Origin of the sequence: Thalassobium sp. R2A62 (genome assembly GCF_000161835.1) — a bacterium.
Taxonomy (GTDB): domain Bacteria; phylum Pseudomonadota; class Alphaproteobacteria; order Rhodobacterales; family Rhodobacteraceae; genus Thalassobium.
This window is the reverse complement of sequence record NZ_GG697169.2, coordinates 642,672-659,008: the sequence shown is the minus strand read 5'-3', so window position 1 is coordinate 659,008 and position 16,337 is coordinate 642,672. Positions and strand designations below refer to the sequence as shown.

Below are 16,337 nucleotides of genomic sequence, written 5' to 3'. Positions count from 1 at the left end.
CCCGCGATGTTGGAACGTCTCCGCAGCCTTCCTCTCTTTGTCCTGCTCATGGGCGCTGGGGCTATGGGCATGTTTTTACCCGCAGTGCAGGCCATTTTGGTAGACGACCATCATGTTGCCCGCGCGTTCTTTTATTCCGCAATTCTGTTTTTGATCCTTGCGGCTTTGATTGCGATCGCCACGTCGAATGTAAAACCCTCAAGCCTTGCGCGCAGCCAGCTCTTGGCTCTTTTGGCGGGGTTTGTCGTCTTGCCAATCATGCTGGCCTATCCTTTTTACGAGGCACTGCGAACGACAACGTTTAGCAAGGCGTGGTTCGAAATGGTGTCATCGCTGACCACAACGGGTGCGACAGTCTATGAACCTGAACGACTCACGGATGCGATGCATTTGTGGCGCGGGATGGTCGGATGGTTCGGCGGGTTTCTTGTTTGGGTGATGGCCGTTGCGATCTTTGCCCCCATGAACCTCGGCGGGTTCGAAGTGAGATCGGAATCGACGATTGGTGCTGGAACACGGCGTTTCGCACAGATTGAAAAGACCGTGGGTCCCTCCGAGCGGTTGATCCGTCTGGCTACGAAATTGGCGCCTATCTATGTGGGCTTAACCGCAGTGCTCTGGCTTAGCCTGATCATGGTTGGCGAACGATCGCTCTATGCTGCGATCCATGCAATGTCGACGCTGGCCACGTCCGGCATTTCCCCCGTTGGAAATCTGAGCGAAACAGGTGCGGGCACCCCGGGTGAATTGTTGATATTCGCGTTCTTGTTCTTTGCGCTATCCCGTCTGACATTCAGCAGGGGCCTCTTGGGCGAGGATCGTGACGGTTTCCAAAAAGACCCCGAGTTTCGGATAGGTCTAGCACTGGTTGCGGCGGTTTCCGCGGTCTTCTTTTTACGCCAATGGATTGGCTCGTTTGAAGTTGGCGCCAACGAAGATCTCGGTGCAGCCGCCTCGGCACTATGGGGCAGCTTGTTTACAGTGATGTCGTTTCTGACCACGACCGGATTTGAATCTGCCCATTGGGATACGCTGAGAAATTGGTCAGGCCTGCAAACACCTGGATTGGCCCTGCTGGGGCTGGCGCTGATCGGTGGGGGCATCGCGACAACGGCTGGCGGCGTCAAACTACTACGCGTCTACGCGTTGTACACCCATGGACGCCGCGAAGTGGAACGACTGATTAGCCCGTCATCTGTGGGTGGCGCCGGTCGGGACGCGCGCCGCATCCGCAAAGAAGGTGCTTATATCGCATGGATCTTTTTCATGTTGTTCGCGATCTCTATTGCAGGCGTCATGCTGGCATTGGCGCTGACAGGTGTGCAGTTTGAAACCGCGATGGTGCTTTCGATTGCCACTTTATCGACCACAGGACCGCTGGCAGAAATCGCAGCAGAGGTGCCGATCGCCTATGCCGGTTTGCCAGACACCGCCCGCACCATTTTAGCATTTGCAATGGTATTGGGTCGTCTCGAAGCTTTGGCGATCATTGCGTTGCTGAACCCCGACGTTTGGCGGGCCTAAAGGGCGGACAAATAGCCGCGCTTGGCAGTCTCATTTTTGGGCTGGAAACTCCCGAACACTCGCGACATAATTGCATTACAATATCCGAGGGTTGGTCCACAGCCCAACGTACCAAAAAGGACGCCAATCAATGGCCAACGATAAGCAAAACCTGCAAGAGACTTTTTTGAACCACGTCCGCAAGACTAAGGTTCCTGTCACAGTTTTCTTGATCAACGGGGTGAAACTTCAGGGTGTTATTACCTGGTTTGACAACTTTTGTGTGCTGCTGCGCCGTGACGGCCAGTCGCAACTGGTATTCAAAGGTGCCATCAGCACCATTATGCCATCCCAGCCGATCAGCCTGTATGAAGGTGATGAATAACCCTTATGGGTGAAGATCCCAACGCAACAGCAGATCCAGATACATGGGCGTGGGTAATACGCCCCGACATCAAATCGGATCACGACCGCCGCGACCCTGCGACCAGCTTGGCCGAGGCCGTGTCGCTTGCGCGTGCCTTGCCTAATCTTGTTGTGCAGGGTGACGAAGTCGTGCGCCTGCCCAAGGCGCATCCTGGAATGTTGTTTGGTTCCGGCAAAATCGCCGAGGTTAAAGAACGTCTGCATGACGCCGAAGTCGACTTGGTGCTGATTGACGGCCCAGTCACGCCGGTCCAGCAGCGAAATCTGGAAAAGGAATGGGGCGTTAAACTGCTCGACCGGACTGGGTTGATCCTCGAGATCTTTAGCGACCGCGCGCGCACCCGAGAGGGTGTCTTGCAGGTCGAGATGGCCGCATTAAGTTATCAGCGGACACGTCTGGTACGGGCTTGGACCCACCTTGAACGCCAGCGTGGCGGACTGGGGTTTGTCGGCGGTCCGGGTGAGACACAGATCGAGGCCGACCGCCGTGCTATCGATGACCAGCTTGTCCGGCTGCGCAAACAGTTAGGCAAGGTTGAGAAGACGCGCGCGTTGCACCGTTCGGCGAGGGCCAAGGTGCCGTTCCCGATTGTCGCATTGGTTGGTTATACAAACGCTGGTAAATCGACGCTGTTCAACCGGCTGACCGGTGCTGAGGTCTTTGCCAAAGACATGCTCTTTGCGACTTTGGACCCGACCATGCGCAAGGTAGATTTGCCAACAGGTGACGAGATCATCTTGTCCGACACCGTTGGATTTATCTCAGACCTACCAACCGAATTGGTCGCATCTTTCCGTGCGACACTCGAAGAAGTGCTGGACGCCGATTTGATCCTGCACGTTCGCGATATTTCGTCGGCTGACACCCACGAGCAATCCCGCGACGTGATGGAAATCCTGACCAAGCTCGGCGTAGGACAGGATGCCCCGTTGCTGGAGGTCTGGAACAAAATCGATCAGGTCGAGCTAGACGTGCGCAAAGGCTTGAACACAGCATCTGATCGGGATGATGCAATCTTTGTCACCTCTTCGGTCACAGGCGAGGGCATGGACCCGCTCTTGGCAGCGATCTCGGACATCTTGAATGCGGCCATGAAAATCGAAACCCTGACACTCGGGTTTGCAGATGGTCGTGCGCGGGCTTGGCTACACAATACAGGTGTGGTCGAGGACGAAACACAAACCGAGACCGGTTTCGAAATCACCGTAAAATGGAACGAGACTGATCGCTCGCGGTTCTCCAGCGCGGAACCGCAGGTTTTGCCGACCGTTGTCGTTGATGAAGAAAAAGACGAGGCTCCTCGCGGCGAATGGTTGCCGTGACGGCGATTGATCCCGATCTGTTGAAACGTATTCAGCTGGTCGCAGGGTCGCCCAAACACTTGGTCCGAATTTCGCATCCACACACAGTGACTGCACCAGTGGTGTTGCCCGAACAGGATGAGTTTTACTTCGTTGGTGGCACAACCACACCGGCGGGTGGACGGTCTTTGAACACCGTCTTTGTTGTCGACACAGACAGCGCGGCCGAGCTTTGCGGTTACTATTGGGAAATTGATAGCCAATGGCACGACGGTGCGGACATGACAGGGGTTTTGACAGCGCTGGCGTTGGAGGACGCAGACGTCTTTCCGGTTGACTACGTACTAAATGTTCCAGCCATTGCCCCAAAACCCTTCCAGACATGGACCGGTCGGTTCTTTACTCGGGCATAAGGGTCGTAACACCGACAGACGCGGCCCGCGCCAAATCAGGATCCAGTGACATAGGCGTATATTCACCTCGACGCCAAAGTTCGCCCAAATCATCGTAGTGCCGCGACAATGGGTGTCCCGACTGACCTGTTGAAATCACAAAGACCGAACTGTCGGGGTCTGCAAAATCATAGACGGTACGAATGCCAGCCCCATGAACATTGGCAAACGGCATGTCACCCTGACCACCACGGGTGCGGCCACGTTGCAAGGTATTGTCACCGCCAGATGTACTCTGACGGATATTGACGAACCACTTCAGAACAGGTGCTTTGCCCAGCACAGGGTGGTCGTGGGTCGCTTGGTGTGCATCGCCCCACCGCAAACTTTCAAGCGCATCACCGTGGTGTTCGTTGACCCACAACAACGCGTCATCCAATGCAAGGGATGCAATATCCGCGCAGGTTTCAACGGGTGCAGACTGCAACACATCACACCAAGCAGACGCACCGTTCACATCGCGAAAGACCCGTTCAATGAACAATGGTTCGACGTGGGTAAACTCGCGGGCAAGAGGGCCCATATCATCGCGGATCAGACGATCCTGAACAGCACGCAGCCATGCCGCGTATAATAACGGCTCTGGCAGATGCTCGTTCATTTCACCGTTCCATTCGGACAACAGTTCGAGCGCGCGTTGGCGTTGACGTTCAAGCGTGCCGTCCTGCGCAGCAGCGCCAGTGAACCAGAGATCAGCACCCAAAAGCGGCAGCAAAGAACGCGCCGTATAGCTGACGGTATCAAGCTGCGCTTCGATGAAGCTTTCGCGGGTGTGTACTTCTCGTGTTTGCATCAGACGGCGCCACCGATTGACCCGCTGTGTATCGCCCCAGCGATACGAGACGTGGTTGGGAAAGGGTCGTTCGATGGTTTTGTTATTGGTGTTGCCGAGGATGCCACCAGACGGCTCTACAAACTCTGGATTCATGGAATAGGGCAAGTTCCCCGACCAACGGTTGGCTGCAATCCGACCCTGCGTCGGCAATCGGCCTTTGGATTGATGGTCGACGTTCCGGCGCGGCATGGCCCCGATCGTTTTCATCGCAATCGTATTGCGATCAGCAAGCGTCAGGTTTTGGGATGGCGCAATATAGGTTTCAGCGGCCAGAAGACCTTCTTGGACAGACCTTGCGCGCATCAACGCCATAGCCGAGGACATCGACGTATCTGCCCCGGTCAAAACGGTCCACGCGACGCTGGCCACGTGCCCAGGCGGTGTGATCGTCGCAAGGTCATAGTGCTCGCCCGGCAGGACCGGACCATTTTCTGTCCATTGCAGTTTTAGCGTGACGGCGGGCGCGTCTTTGACCAACACGATCGTGTCACGACTGCGGAAGGGCTGAAAACCATTGGGGGTCAGGTATTCATTCGGGTTTTCAGGGTTCAATTGTTCGACGTAGACGTCTTGGTCGTCAACATAGGAGGACGTCAGACCCCAGCCCAAATCCGCACTCCGTCCTGTGAGAATAACAGGCATGCCAGGGATCGTTCCACCAATCACCCCACCAGACGAAAGCTCGAGGCGCGCAAGGTACCAAATGGCAGGGGCGGTCAGACCAAGGTGCGGGTCATTGGCCAGCAGCGTAGATCCAGCCGCAGACCGCGACGGGCCTGCAGCCCAAGCATTTGACGCACCGGCAAGGTCACGCCGTTTGAACGGAGATAAAGGGTCAGCAGCCGTTTCAAAAGATGCAAAGTACTGCGGCAATTCAGGGATCAGGGCCGCATATTCGGGCAGTGCCGCCAGTCCAGTTCCAGGCGCATCAGGCAAAATGTCAACCAATCGATCTGACGATAGAGCAAGCGAGCTGCGAGCACGGAGCACTTCGGCATCCAAGTGCGACGACAATTGCAGTGCCATCAACTTGGTAATCGCGAGACTATCTGCGGGTTGCCACGGGGCAACGGCATGATTGAACAGGAACATTTCTGGCGCGCCGCGCCCCAGTGCACCTTTGTTGATTTCGGCCAACCACGCATTGACGCCCGCTGAATAGGCCACAAGCGCCTCTTTGGTGCGGTCATCCTGTACGTCGACGGATTGCAAGGCGAGATTGTAAATGTCCAACCGGCGGATCACACTGTCGATGCTGAGGGTACGCTCACCAAACAATTCGCTCAGACGTCCCTGAGCGGTGCGTCGCAGCATCGTCATTTGCCACAGTCTGTCTTGGGCGTGTGCATACCCGAGACCAAAGAACACATCGTCGTCCATCCGCCCGAACACATGTGGGACGTTGGCATTGTCACGAATAATCTCGACCGGCGCGTTTAATCCCGCAACCGAAACCTCGGCGTTGTAGTCAGGCAGCGACCGCGACGCAAAGAAGTAGGCCAACCCTAATGCCCCGACGATCAAAAAGATCATCAGCGATGCTACGCGTAGCAGCCAACGGAAAACGAGGTTCATAACTTTGCTCCAGAGCGGTCGTGCGCGTCTCTTGTAACGTCAGTCAGGGCGGCGGGGCAATCGCCTAGCGACGCCTTGCAATAACAGGAGAAATGCGGGTGTCTACAGCTCTTGATGAGTACCGCAGGTTCCGATGCCCGAGGCATCAATTTCCAGCGCGTTCGTCGATGACGCTTCAAAGAAAAACTCAAACGTCAGCGCGTCTTTGAGCGTGACGGTATAGACGCCCATCTCGTCAGAATAGCGGTACGTCGACAGATCCCCGACACGGCTGTGTTTCACTGGGACTGTCTTTTCTAACACCTTGAGCTGCGTATAAATGCCCGACCCGTCTGACATCATTTTGAAACCGTCAGTATTGCTGACAGAACAATCGTCCCCCGCACAAAAACCATCAAACGAACAGTTAAGAGATGTATTTGTGATGACCGCAGTTGGTCCCATTGCAAAGGCAAACAGGGTCACGCCCACAACTGCCAAGAGGACGAACACAATGCTTCGCGTCTTGGACATTACGAGCCCTTCACTTCACAAGAACCCAGATAATAGAGCGCGAGGCCAGAGGCTGGCATATGCACTGAATAGCGTCCGACACCGTCAGCTAACGTCAAGACACGCGTATCGCCGCTGGGCTGGGTCGCCCAAAATCCAACGACGTCACCGGCTTCGCTTTGGAATGGGCGCGCGGCAAAGGTTTCGATGATGTCGGACACCGTGCCAGAGTTGTCCATCACATCCATCAGATCATCAGGGTACGAATACGTCAGGTCATAAGAGGTGTCGGAACAGCCTTCAGTTTCGCAACATTCCGTGACGAAGGTACATTCGAGTGTGGCCGCAGATAACGGACCAGACACCAAGGCGAAAAAGGCGGCGCATCGTAACATTATGAACTATCCCTACATTGACCCTCGAATGTTTGCAGCATTTCGCCGTCCTCGACAACATACCGTGCTGTGCGATTGGTCGAATTCATTATGACGGTCATCAAAATCACGTAAGAACCGTTCGTTTTAGAAAACCCAACAATGGCACCGTCCGCGATCCAAACAGGTTCCGCGCGAAATGTCTCATCGCCAGTCATGACGTCAATCAAGGCGCGGGCAGGCGGGTCATTCGGATCTTGGACAACAGGTAGAACATCAGTGCCATAGTTGAACTGCAGCTCGATCTGCGCCGCGTCACTGCATCCGAAATCACAGATTTCGATCAGTTCGCAAGAAAGCGTTCCAATATCCGCAGATGCCAGTGATGCCGTAAGTGAGAAAACACAGGTCAGACGGCATCTCGCGTGCATCTGATCAGATCGAAAGACGGTTCGCTTGGGCGCCGCGCTCGCGGTAAGGTGTGGTTTGATAGTGCGACCGGTAGCATTTGGAAAAATGCGAAGGTGAGGCGAACCCACACGCGAGCGCCACGTTGATCACGCTCATGTCGGTTTGCATCAACAGGTTACGCGCCTTTTGCAGACGGAGCTCCATGTAATACCGTTTTGGACTACGCTTCAGATAACGGCGGAACAAACGCTCAAGCTGGCGGGTCGACATTCCAACGTCTTTGGCCAGGATCGATGGGCTAATTGGCTCTTCGATGTTGTTTTCCATCATCTGAATGACTTGGCTCAGCTTTGGGTGCCGCACACCAATCCGCGTCGGAATTGAGAGCCGCTGCGTATCTTGGTCCGTACGGATCGACGAATAAATCAGCTGGTCCGCCACGGCATTGGCCAATTCTTCACCATGCTCGTCTGCCACCAATTTCAGCATCAGATCGATCGAGGCTGTACCGCCAGCCGTTGTGTAGCGATTGCCGTCCACAACAAACACGGATTTTGTCAGTTCAACTTCGTCAAATTCCTCGGCAAAACTGTCTTGGTTTTCCCAATGGATCGTGGCCTTTTTCCCATCAAGCAAACCAGCCTTGGCCAATGTATGCCCAGCCGTACACAGACCCGCGATTGTGACCCCGCGACGGGCCTCTCGGCGCAGCCAGTTCAGAACCCGTTTGGTTGTCGCGGCTTGTACGTTGATACCGCCACACACCATCACCGTGTCGTCACGACCCAATTCGTTCAGATCAAAATCGACTTTGAAGCCGATCCCGCCCGATGACGTCACCAAATCACCACCATCGCCCATGAGCGTCCAGTCATAGAGCGTTTGGCCCGCCATACGGTTCGCAATACGCAGGCTTTCGACCGCGCTGGCAAAGCACAGCAGCGTAAAGTTGTCCAATAGCACAAAGACAAAACGTTGGGTTTTCTTTCCCGACATGTCGATGTCTACAACGGTTTCCTGATCGGTCATGATGTGAGTCTTTTGATGCTTCTAAATTGACCCTGACCCGTTTTTCATTGCCTCCGCAAGAGTGTCGCGTAGCGATTTGTTGATTTCAGGGGGGGAATTGAACGCTTTTGCATTGGAAATTATCTAGCTCAGGCTTATAGAAAATGTCTGATACCGCTAACCGCGGCCAACCTAGGAGCAAGACAATGACGAAGTGGCAAAAATCTGACTGGCGCAATAAGCCCCGGATCCAGATGCCAGAGTATCTGGATATGGAGAAACTGAACGCTGTTGAGGCGCGTCTTTCTAGCTATCCACCTTTGGTTTTTGCTGGTGAGTCACGCAGACTACGCGAGCAATTGGCAGCCGCATCTCGTGGCGAGGCGTTCCTGCTGCAGGGCGGTGATTGCGCAGAGAGCTTTGACGAGTTCAGCGCAGACGGTATTCGCGACACGTTCAAAGTGATGCTTCAAATGGCCATGGTTCTGACCTATGGCGCCAAAGTGCCTGTGATCAAAGTCGGCCGCATGGCTGGTCAGTTCGCAAAGCCGCGCTCGGCTCCGACCGAAGTGAAAGATGGCGTCGAATTGCCAAGCTACCGTGGTGACATCATCAACGAGCTTGATTTCACGCCAGAGTCACGGTTCCCTGATCCCGAAAAAATGCTGCGCGCCTACACTCAGGCGGCAGCATCCTTGAACCTCGTACGGGCCTTTTCGACAGGTGGTTACGCGGACGTGCACCAGGTGCATGCGTGGACACTGGGCTTTACCGAAGGGTCAGGCGCGGAGAAATACCGTGATCTGGCGGACCGGATTTCTGACACACTCGATTTCATGCGCGCGGCCGGTGTGAACCAAGACACAGCGCACACGCTGCAGTCGGTTGATTTCTACACCAGCCACGAGGCTCTGTTGTTGGAATACGAAGAGGCGCTGACCCGCGTCGATTCAACATCCGGCAACTGGATCGCAGGGTCCGGCCACATGATCTGGATTGGTGACCGTACACGTCAGCCTGATGGTGCTCATGTTGAATTCTGTTCGGGCGTCCAGAACCCGATCGGTCTTAAATGTGGTCCGACAACAACGGCAGACGATCTCAAGGTTTTGATGAACAAACTGAACCCCAAGAACGAAGAAGGTCGCCTAACATTGATCGCGCGCTTTGGTGCCGGTAGCGTGGGTGATCACCTGCCGCGTCTTATCAAAGCCGTGAAGGAAGAGGGCGCAAATGTTGTCTGGTCGTGCGATGCGATGCACGGCAACACGATCAAATCGGCTTCGGGCTACAAGACACGTCCATTCGACAGTGTGCTGCGTGAAGTTCAAGAATTCTTTGCAATCCACAATGCTGAATCGACCATCCCAGGTGGCGTTCACTTTGAGATGACAGGCAAGGACGTCACCGAATGTACCGGTGGTGTGCGTGCGGTCAGCGACGAAGATCTCGCGTCTCGCTATCATACCGCTTGTGACCCACGCTTGAATGCTAGCCAGTCTCTCGAGCTTGCCTTCCTGGTGGCCGAAGAGCTGTCTGCACGCCGAACCGAAATCAAGGTCGCGGCTAACAGCTAATCAGTCGGCACTATAAACGAGACGAAGGGCTGGGCGCGCAACGCCCGGCCCTTTTTCTTTGGCGGCGCCCAAAGTGCTAGGTGCTGCGGCAGGGCTTTGGGGTTGACCAAACGGTTGACCATGGACAACTGGCGCATCGGCTCGGACGAGCCGCTGAGGCGCGCCACCAGTTGATCCATCTGAAACCATCGCACCCAAAATACGGTCAACCCGACCGGATTCCCCCATCAAAGGCAGCAAAACCATTTTGACAGGGCGATTGGGCACAAACACTTTTCGTGTCGTTTCAAGTGGGACATCAATTCTGCATCTTTGGCGAGTGCAGGTTTCCAAGATCTGGGCCATTTCATCCCGAGCAGACGGTTGAAAGAGGCTGCTGAACGGCATTCCACGAACATCCATACCCATAATTTCACACAGATGTTGGCCAGCAATTCGAAACCGCGCCAGACCACCTGCAATCATTTCGAGCATGAAAGAGTATTCAAGCACGCCCGTCACGCCACGTGGATCAATATCACGCCGATTGGGCAACTCTGTACCCACAGCGCAGCTGCTCCAATAGGTGGCAATCATATCCAACGCTTCGGCGCGTTCGACATTTTGCGGAATCGTTTCCTGACGCGGAACGAGCGGCACGATTATTACATTCGCGTTCGGGCGGTTTGTCATTTGATCTTGCATCGTCAGTCCCCGTCTCAATTTCTGGTCTGGATGAACTAGGGTTAATAATATCGTCATACTAGTTACTGAGGTGTTAATACCTAAAATACGCTTCGAATGCGCGAACAATCCTTGCTAAGGGTTAACGTAAGGCCGCAGGAGCGTACGGTGGGGTTGCCCACAGCCGCCCGTTCCCGTTAGGTGGAGGCGGAACACAAACTCAAAGGATGCTAGCGCGTGACCCATTCGATGACAGGCTTTGCCACACAGAGCGGCAGTGACGCTTTTGCCGAATGGCAGTGGGATTTGCGCGGTGTGAATGCCAAAGGTCTAGACATCCGCCTACGGCTACCAGACGGGATCGAAGGTCTAGAACAAAAGACCCGCTCGGCTCTTGCAGCGGCTATGGGGCGTGGCAGCATCAATGCGTCTCTCAAACTTACCCGACTGGCTGGCGCTGATGTTTTAAGCGTGAACCAGGAGCATCTCAGCCGCGTACTGATGGCATTGGACGAAATTGAAAACAAAGCGGTCTCTATGGGCCTTACTTTGGGCCAGCCAACGGCGGCAGATGTATTGAGCCAGCGCGGCATCTTAGAGAATGCAGCGGTCGAGCCCTATGAAGGCGCAACCATCGCGGCTGTACTGGCGACGTTGGCCGACGTGATCGAGAGTTTCCTTGCCATGCGGCGGGATGAAGGTGGCGCATTGAACGATGTACTGTCTGCCCAAGTGGATACCATTGAGACGCTGACCGAACAGGCCACAAAAGCCGCCGAAGCCCGAACAGCAGACGCAAAAGACGCTCTGGTCAAGGCCATGGCGCGCATCATCGACAACACAGACGGCATTGATGCCGACCGTTTGCACCAAGAGCTGGCTTTGTTGGCTGTAAAGGCAGACATCACAGAAGAGATCGACCGCCTAAAGGCACATGTAAATGCAACGCGCGCTTTGCTTGATGCGCAGGGGCCAGTGGGCCGCAAGCTTGATTTCTTAATGCAAGAATTCAACCGCGAAGCGAACACACTGTGTTCCAAAGCAGGCTCAACCGCGCTGACGGCTATCGGGCTCGACCTCAAAGCGGTGATCGACCAGATGCGTGAACAAGTTCAAAACGTGGAGTAAGTCATGGCACGACGTGGGCTATTGATCATTTTGTCATCGCCATCAGGCGCAGGTAAATCCACCTTGGCCAAACGGCTGATGAAATGGGACGACAGCCTGTCGTTCTCGGTCTCTGCGACAACCCGGGCACCCCGTGACGGCGAAGTGGACAGCATCGACTATCACTTCGCAGAAGAGGCCGATTTCAAGCGGCAAGTCGCAGATGGCGAAATGCTAGAGCACGCCCACGTCTTTGGTAATTTTTACGGCTCTCCGATGGGACCCGTCCAGGCGGCCATTGATAACGGGCGTGACGTGCTTTTTGACATTGATTGGCAAGGCGCACAGCAGATCAAGAACTCGGCCCTTGGGGCCCACGTGATGTCCGTCTTCATCTTACCGCCCTCCATCACCGAACTCCGTCGCAGGCTCGTCGGTCGCGGCCAAGATGATGACGACACGATTGCAAAGCGGATGCGCAAGAGCTGGGACGAAATCAGTCGCTGGTCCGAATATGATTTTGTGTTGGTGAACGACTCTCTCGACGAAACAGAAGCTCACCTCAAAACGATTGTATCTGCCGCACGCATGGCCCGCGCTCAGCAACCTGACTTGCAAGACCACGCCCGCAAACTGCAGCAAGAGTTCGAGGATCAGGCATGACGCTCTATGCTATGGGCGAGAAATCTCCACGGGTCGCTTCAGACAGCTGGATCGCACCCGATGCAAACGTAATCGGGGACATTGTCGTCGAAGATGGCGCATCGGTTTGGTTCGGGGCGACGCTGCGCGGGGACAACGAACAGATCACCGTGGGCGCAGGCAGCAACATCCAAGAAAACGCTGTGCTGCACACTGACATGGGATTCCCGCTTACCATCGGGGCGGGATGCACGATTGGTCACAAGGCGATGCTGCATGGCTGCACTATTGGTGAGAACAGCCTCATCGGTATGGGGGCCACGGTTTTGAACGGGGCCGTCATCGGCGACAATTGCCTGATCGGGGCAGGGGCCCTAATCACCGAGGGTAAACACATTCCCGGCGGCAGCTTGGTGATGGGTGTCCCAGCCAAAGTCGTGCGCGAAATGGATGAAGCTGGGATCGCTGGTTTGCGGGCCTCGGCGACAGGGTATCAAAACAACATGCGACGGTTCCGCGAAACACTGCGGCCGCTCTGAACCACGGATCTACTATGACTGATAAATCTCACTCTTCGATCGTGCGCCGCACGTCTATTCCAAATTCCGCGTCAGAGCCTTTGGTTACACCGTTGATGCCGTCTGTCGTCTACACGACCCAAACACCGGATGCATTGGACGACCAATACGAAGGTCGCACAACTGGCTACACCTATGCCCGCGAAGGGCACCCGAACGCCGATGTTCTTGCTCGCAAGATCGATCAACTCGAGGGCGCAGAGGGTGGTTTGATCCTAGGTTCCGGCATGGCGGCTGTCACGGCAACGATGATGGGCCTTCTCAAAGCAGGTGATCACGTCTTGGGTGGGGATCAGCTTTATGGTCGTTCGCTGCGTATGATGGCCGAAGAGCTGCCACGCTTTGGTGTTGAGACCACTCTTGCTGATCCAACTGATATTGATGCGATGCGCGCGGCGATCCAGCCGAACACACGGATCATTTTGGTCGAAGTTGTCTCTAACCCCACACTGCGTGTGGCTGATATGGACGGCATTGCACAGCTGGCCAAGGACTGTGGCGCGCTGCTGGTTGTCGACAACACGTTCACCACGCCGCGTGGGTACAAACCGTTCGAGCATGGGGCCGACATTGTCATCCATTCCGTGACAAAACTGCTGGCTGGCCATTCCGACGTCACGCTGGGCTATGTCGCCGCGCGTGATCCTGCGTTGATGCAACAGATTGTCGTGACAGCAACGACTTTTGGTCTCACGCCCAGCCCGTTTGATTGCTGGTTGGCAGAGCGAGGGTTGCACAGCTTTGATCTGCGGTTTGACCGCGCATCTGCAAACGCTGCCATTCTCGCCGATGCGCTAGCAGAATGCCCGGGCGTAAAACGTGTCCTCTATCCAGGACGCGCCGATCACCCTGACCACAATCGAACCGTATCTGTGTTGCAGGGCGAAGGCGGCAATATGGTAAGCTTTGAATTGCACGGGGGACGCCCTGCGGCAAACGCCATGACAACAGCCGCCGAACACATCGCCTTTGGTCCAACCTTGGGTGATGTGGCCACGGTCCTAAGCCATTCCGCCAGTTCATCCCACCGCGCATTGACGCCCGAAGGTCGCGCCGCATTGGGCATCAGCGAAGGGTTTTTTCGTGTGTCCGTTGGTATCGAAGATCCAGAGCTGTTGGTTCGCGAATTCACCGCAGCCATCGCCGAGGCGCAACACAATCTCTAGGGGCCTCTCGTGACTGATCCGACCTCATCCTTGATCGCAGCGATGGCAATTCCTGCCTTGGTGATCGACGCCGATGAACGTGTCACGGCCAGCAATCAGTTTGCGGATGATCTGGTGTCGCTGCCTTTGACGGGTCGCCTGTTTCACAACGTATTGCGACAGCCCTCGATCATTGAGGCGATTGAGACTGGCCTTTCGACCGGCGAGCCGCAAGAAACCCGCTTTTTCAATACGGTCGCACGGCAGAAAATGACATGGACCGTGACCGTCAATCCGGTTCAGGCCGCAGGCGGGCAGGGCGTATTGGTCTGTTTTCAGGATATCACTGCTTCTCGAGAAGCCGAACAAATGCGCCGCGATTTCGTCGCCAACGTCAGTCACGAATTACGAACACCGTTAACGGCTTTGCTGGGCTTTATCGAAACCCTATCTGGTGCGGCTCGCGATGACGCCGCAGCGCGGGATCGTTTCCTGTCGATCATGGGAACCGAAGCAGGACGCATGTCCCGTCTGGTCGAGGACCTACTGTCGCTCTGTCGCGTGGAAGAGGATCAGCGTGTTCGCCCGACAGACACGGTCGAGTTGATGGGACTGATCCAAAGCGCCGCGGACACCCTGAAGACAAGCAGGCCTTACATGTCCCGCAACTGCGATATCCTTGGGCCCGAGAGTTGCGAGATAACGGGGGACGCCGATCAGCTTCGCCAAGTCATGCTAAACCTGATCGAAAACGCGCTGAAATATGGTTATGCCAATTCTGCGGTGATTGTCCGAGTTGCAACAACGTCTCATGACAGGGCATTGGGGCAAGCCGCCGTCAAAATTGATGTGACGGACACTGGCGACGGAATCGAACCCCATGCCATTGGGCGTTTGACCGAGCGATTCTTTCGTGTGGATTCGCATCGGTCCCGAGAGATGGGCGGCACCGGATTGGGGCTGGCAATCGTCAAACATATTGTCGACCGACATCGCGGAAAACTGCGGATTTCCAGTGAAAAAGGCGTTGGCAGCACGTTTTCGGTGCTCTTGCCCCTAGGCTAGTCACCTCGTGTCATAAAACTTTTACACAACTGACACAAAAGGTTCGAAGGCCACACCTAACTGCTTGTGTGATGGATCAATCTGCTTTGGTCCCGCACGACATAACAGGAGAGATTTTATGTCCATGTCGAAATTGACAGTATCTACACTCGCGATCTGTGCGCTTGCTGGCGCTGCTTCTGCCCGTGACAACGTCCAGATTGCAGGCTCGTCCACTGTGCTGCCATATGCAGCTATCGTCGCCGAAGCGTTCGGCGAAAATTTTGACTTTCCAACACCGGTTGTAGAATCTGGCGGCTCGTCCTCGGGTCTCAAGCGGTTCTGCGAAGGTGTCGGCGACACGACAATCGACATCGCGAACGCATCGCGCGCGATCAAGTCCTCTGAGATCGAAGCATGTGCAGCAAACGGCGTCACAGACATCATCGAAGTGCGCATCGGCTATGACGGTATCGTCTTTGCGTCCGACGTGAACAGCAACGACTTTGCATTCTCGCCAACAGACTGGTTTCTGGCATTGTCCAACACGATCCTGGTCGACGGAGCAATGGTTGAGAACCCCAACACAACATGGGAGAAAGTCAACGCATCGTTCCCGGATCAACCGATCCAAGCGTTTGTCCCCGGCACCAAGCACGGCACACGTGAAGTGTTCGAAGACAAAGTGATCCTAGAAGGCTGCGAGGCCACTGGCGCATTCGAGGCTATCATGGCGGCAAATGGCGGCGACAAGAAAGCCGCTGAGGGCGCGTGCATCGAGCTGCGCACTGACGGTCGGTCTGTCGACATCGACGGCGACTATACCGAGACACTTGCACGGATTGAATCTGACGCCAACAGTATCGGCGTATTTGGTTTGTCGTTCTACGAAAACAACACTGACAAGCTGCGTGTCGCAACCATGAACGATGTGGTTCCATCGACCGAAAGCATCGCGACCGGCGAATACCCAGTATCGCGTCCTTTGTATTTCTACATCAAAGCTGCGCATATCGGCGTCATCCCCGGTGTCAAAGAGTATGCAGAGTTCTTTGTTGCTGACGAAATTGCAGGTCCAGATGGACCCCTCGCTGAATACGGCCTCGTCTCGGATCCTGAATTGGCCGAGACCCAAGGTATCGTTTCAGACGAAGCACCGATGTAGTCGTAGACCTGAAAACCTGTAGGGGGCGGTTTAATCGC

The 16,337-nt window shown here is 55.3% G+C and carries 17 protein-coding genes; 11 read left to right on the top strand and 6 right to left on the bottom strand.

What is annotated here, in order from left to right; genetic code table 11:
* The first annotated feature begins 6 nt into the window (after positions 1-6).
* The 4 genes from TR2A62_RS03270 to TR2A62_RS03255 all read left to right on the top strand — a co-directional run bounded on the left by TR2A62_RS03270 (position 7) and on the right by TR2A62_RS03255 (position 3,644).
* On the top strand, positions 7-1,524 hold the full coding sequence (locus TR2A62_RS03270; protein WP_009157659.1) for a TrkH family potassium uptake protein: 1,518 nt from the start codon (positions 7-9) through the stop codon (positions 1,522-1,524).
* A 130-nt stretch (positions 1,525-1,654) separates the two neighbouring features.
* On the top strand, positions 1,655-1,888 hold the full coding sequence (gene hfq, locus TR2A62_RS03265) for an RNA chaperone Hfq (protein ID WP_009160471.1): 234 nt from the start codon (positions 1,655-1,657) through the stop codon (positions 1,886-1,888).
* A gap of 5 nt (positions 1,889-1,893) precedes the next feature.
* A complete protein-coding gene (gene hflX, locus TR2A62_RS03260) occupies positions 1,894-3,252 on the top strand; it encodes a GTPase HflX (RefSeq protein WP_009159248.1) in 1,359 nt (452 codons plus the stop codon).
* Complete coding sequence (locus tag TR2A62_RS03255) at positions 3,240-3,644, top strand: hypothetical protein (protein ID WP_009158190.1); 405 nt, start codon at positions 3,240-3,242, stop codon at positions 3,642-3,644. Before hflX ends, TR2A62_RS03255 begins: the two co-directional genes overlap by 13 nt.
* Here TR2A62_RS03255 and TR2A62_RS03250 read toward each other — a convergent pair.
* The 5 genes from TR2A62_RS03250 to TR2A62_RS03230 all read right to left on the bottom strand — a co-directional run bounded on the left by TR2A62_RS03250 (position 3,631) and on the right by TR2A62_RS03230 (position 8,399).
* Positions 3,631-6,093, bottom strand: a complete 2,463-nt coding sequence (locus tag TR2A62_RS03250) for a penicillin acylase family protein (protein ID WP_009158940.1) — start codon at positions 6,091-6,093, stop codon at positions 3,631-3,633. The two genes, TR2A62_RS03255 and TR2A62_RS03250, sit on opposite strands and share 14 nt — an antisense overlap.
* A gap of 102 nt (positions 6,094-6,195) precedes the next feature.
* On the bottom strand, positions 6,196-6,606 hold the full coding sequence (locus TR2A62_RS03245; RefSeq protein WP_009160575.1) for a hypothetical protein: 411 nt from the start codon (positions 6,604-6,606) through the stop codon (positions 6,196-6,198).
* Positions 6,606-6,980, bottom strand: a complete 375-nt coding sequence (locus TR2A62_RS03240; protein WP_009159593.1) for a hypothetical protein — start codon at positions 6,978-6,980, stop codon at positions 6,606-6,608. Before TR2A62_RS03240 ends, TR2A62_RS03245 begins: the two co-directional genes overlap by 1 nt.
* Positions 6,980-7,390 (bottom strand): hypothetical protein, encoded by a 411-nt coding sequence (locus TR2A62_RS03235; RefSeq protein WP_009160650.1) that lies wholly within the window; start codon positions 7,388-7,390, stop codon positions 6,980-6,982. Before TR2A62_RS03235 ends, TR2A62_RS03240 begins: the two co-directional genes overlap by 1 nt.
* Positions 7,391-7,394: 4 nt before the next feature.
* The gene (locus TR2A62_RS03230) at positions 7,395-8,399 is read right to left on the bottom strand and encodes a GlxA family transcriptional regulator (protein WP_009158156.1); all 1,005 of its coding nucleotides are present in this window, start codon (positions 8,397-8,399) and stop codon (positions 7,395-7,397) included.
* Positions 8,400-8,584: 185 nt separating this feature from the next.
* Between TR2A62_RS03230 and TR2A62_RS03225 the strand changes: the two genes are divergently transcribed.
* Complete coding sequence (locus TR2A62_RS03225) at positions 8,585-9,955, top strand: class II 3-deoxy-7-phosphoheptulonate synthase (protein WP_009158266.1); 1,371 nt, start codon at positions 8,585-8,587, stop codon at positions 9,953-9,955.
* Here the strand turns inward: TR2A62_RS03225 and TR2A62_RS17490 are convergent, their stop codons facing one another.
* Positions 9,956-10,639: a PAS domain-containing protein gene (locus TR2A62_RS17490; RefSeq protein WP_009160452.1), complete on the bottom strand. Its 684-nt coding sequence runs from the start codon at positions 10,637-10,639 to the stop codon at positions 9,956-9,958.
* A 216-nt stretch (positions 10,640-10,855) separates the two neighbouring features.
* On the opposite strand from TR2A62_RS17490, the gene TR2A62_RS03215 reads away from it, so the two are divergent.
* The 6 genes from TR2A62_RS03215 to TR2A62_RS03190 all read left to right on the top strand — a co-directional run bounded on the left by TR2A62_RS03215 (position 10,856) and on the right by TR2A62_RS03190 (position 16,299).
* Entirely contained in the window at positions 10,856-11,746 is an 891-nt protein-coding gene (locus TR2A62_RS03215; RefSeq protein WP_009157554.1) for a YicC/YloC family endoribonuclease, read from the top strand.
* 3 nt (positions 11,747-11,749) lie between these two features.
* Positions 11,750-12,388, top strand: coding sequence for a guanylate kinase (gene gmk / locus TR2A62_RS03210; protein WP_009159822.1), 639 nt, complete (start codon positions 11,750-11,752; stop codon positions 12,386-12,388).
* Positions 12,385-12,906: a gamma carbonic anhydrase family protein gene (locus tag TR2A62_RS03205; protein WP_009160627.1), complete on the top strand. Its 522-nt coding sequence runs from the start codon at positions 12,385-12,387 to the stop codon at positions 12,904-12,906. The genes gmk and TR2A62_RS03205 overlap by 4 nt, the downstream gene beginning before the upstream one ends.
* A 14-nt stretch (positions 12,907-12,920) precedes the next feature.
* Entirely contained in the window at positions 12,921-14,111 is a 1,191-nt protein-coding gene (locus TR2A62_RS03200) for a PLP-dependent aspartate aminotransferase family protein (protein ID WP_009160740.1), read from the top strand.
* A gap of 9 nt (positions 14,112-14,120) precedes the next feature.
* Positions 14,121-15,155: an ATP-binding protein gene (locus TR2A62_RS03195; RefSeq protein WP_009158049.1), complete on the top strand. Its 1,035-nt coding sequence runs from the start codon at positions 14,121-14,123 to the stop codon at positions 15,153-15,155.
* Between the two features lie 118 nt (positions 15,156-15,273).
* Positions 15,274-16,299, top strand: a complete 1,026-nt coding sequence (locus TR2A62_RS03190) for a substrate-binding domain-containing protein (protein WP_009157908.1) — start codon at positions 15,274-15,276, stop codon at positions 16,297-16,299.
* Positions 16,300-16,337: the final 38 nt, after the last annotated feature.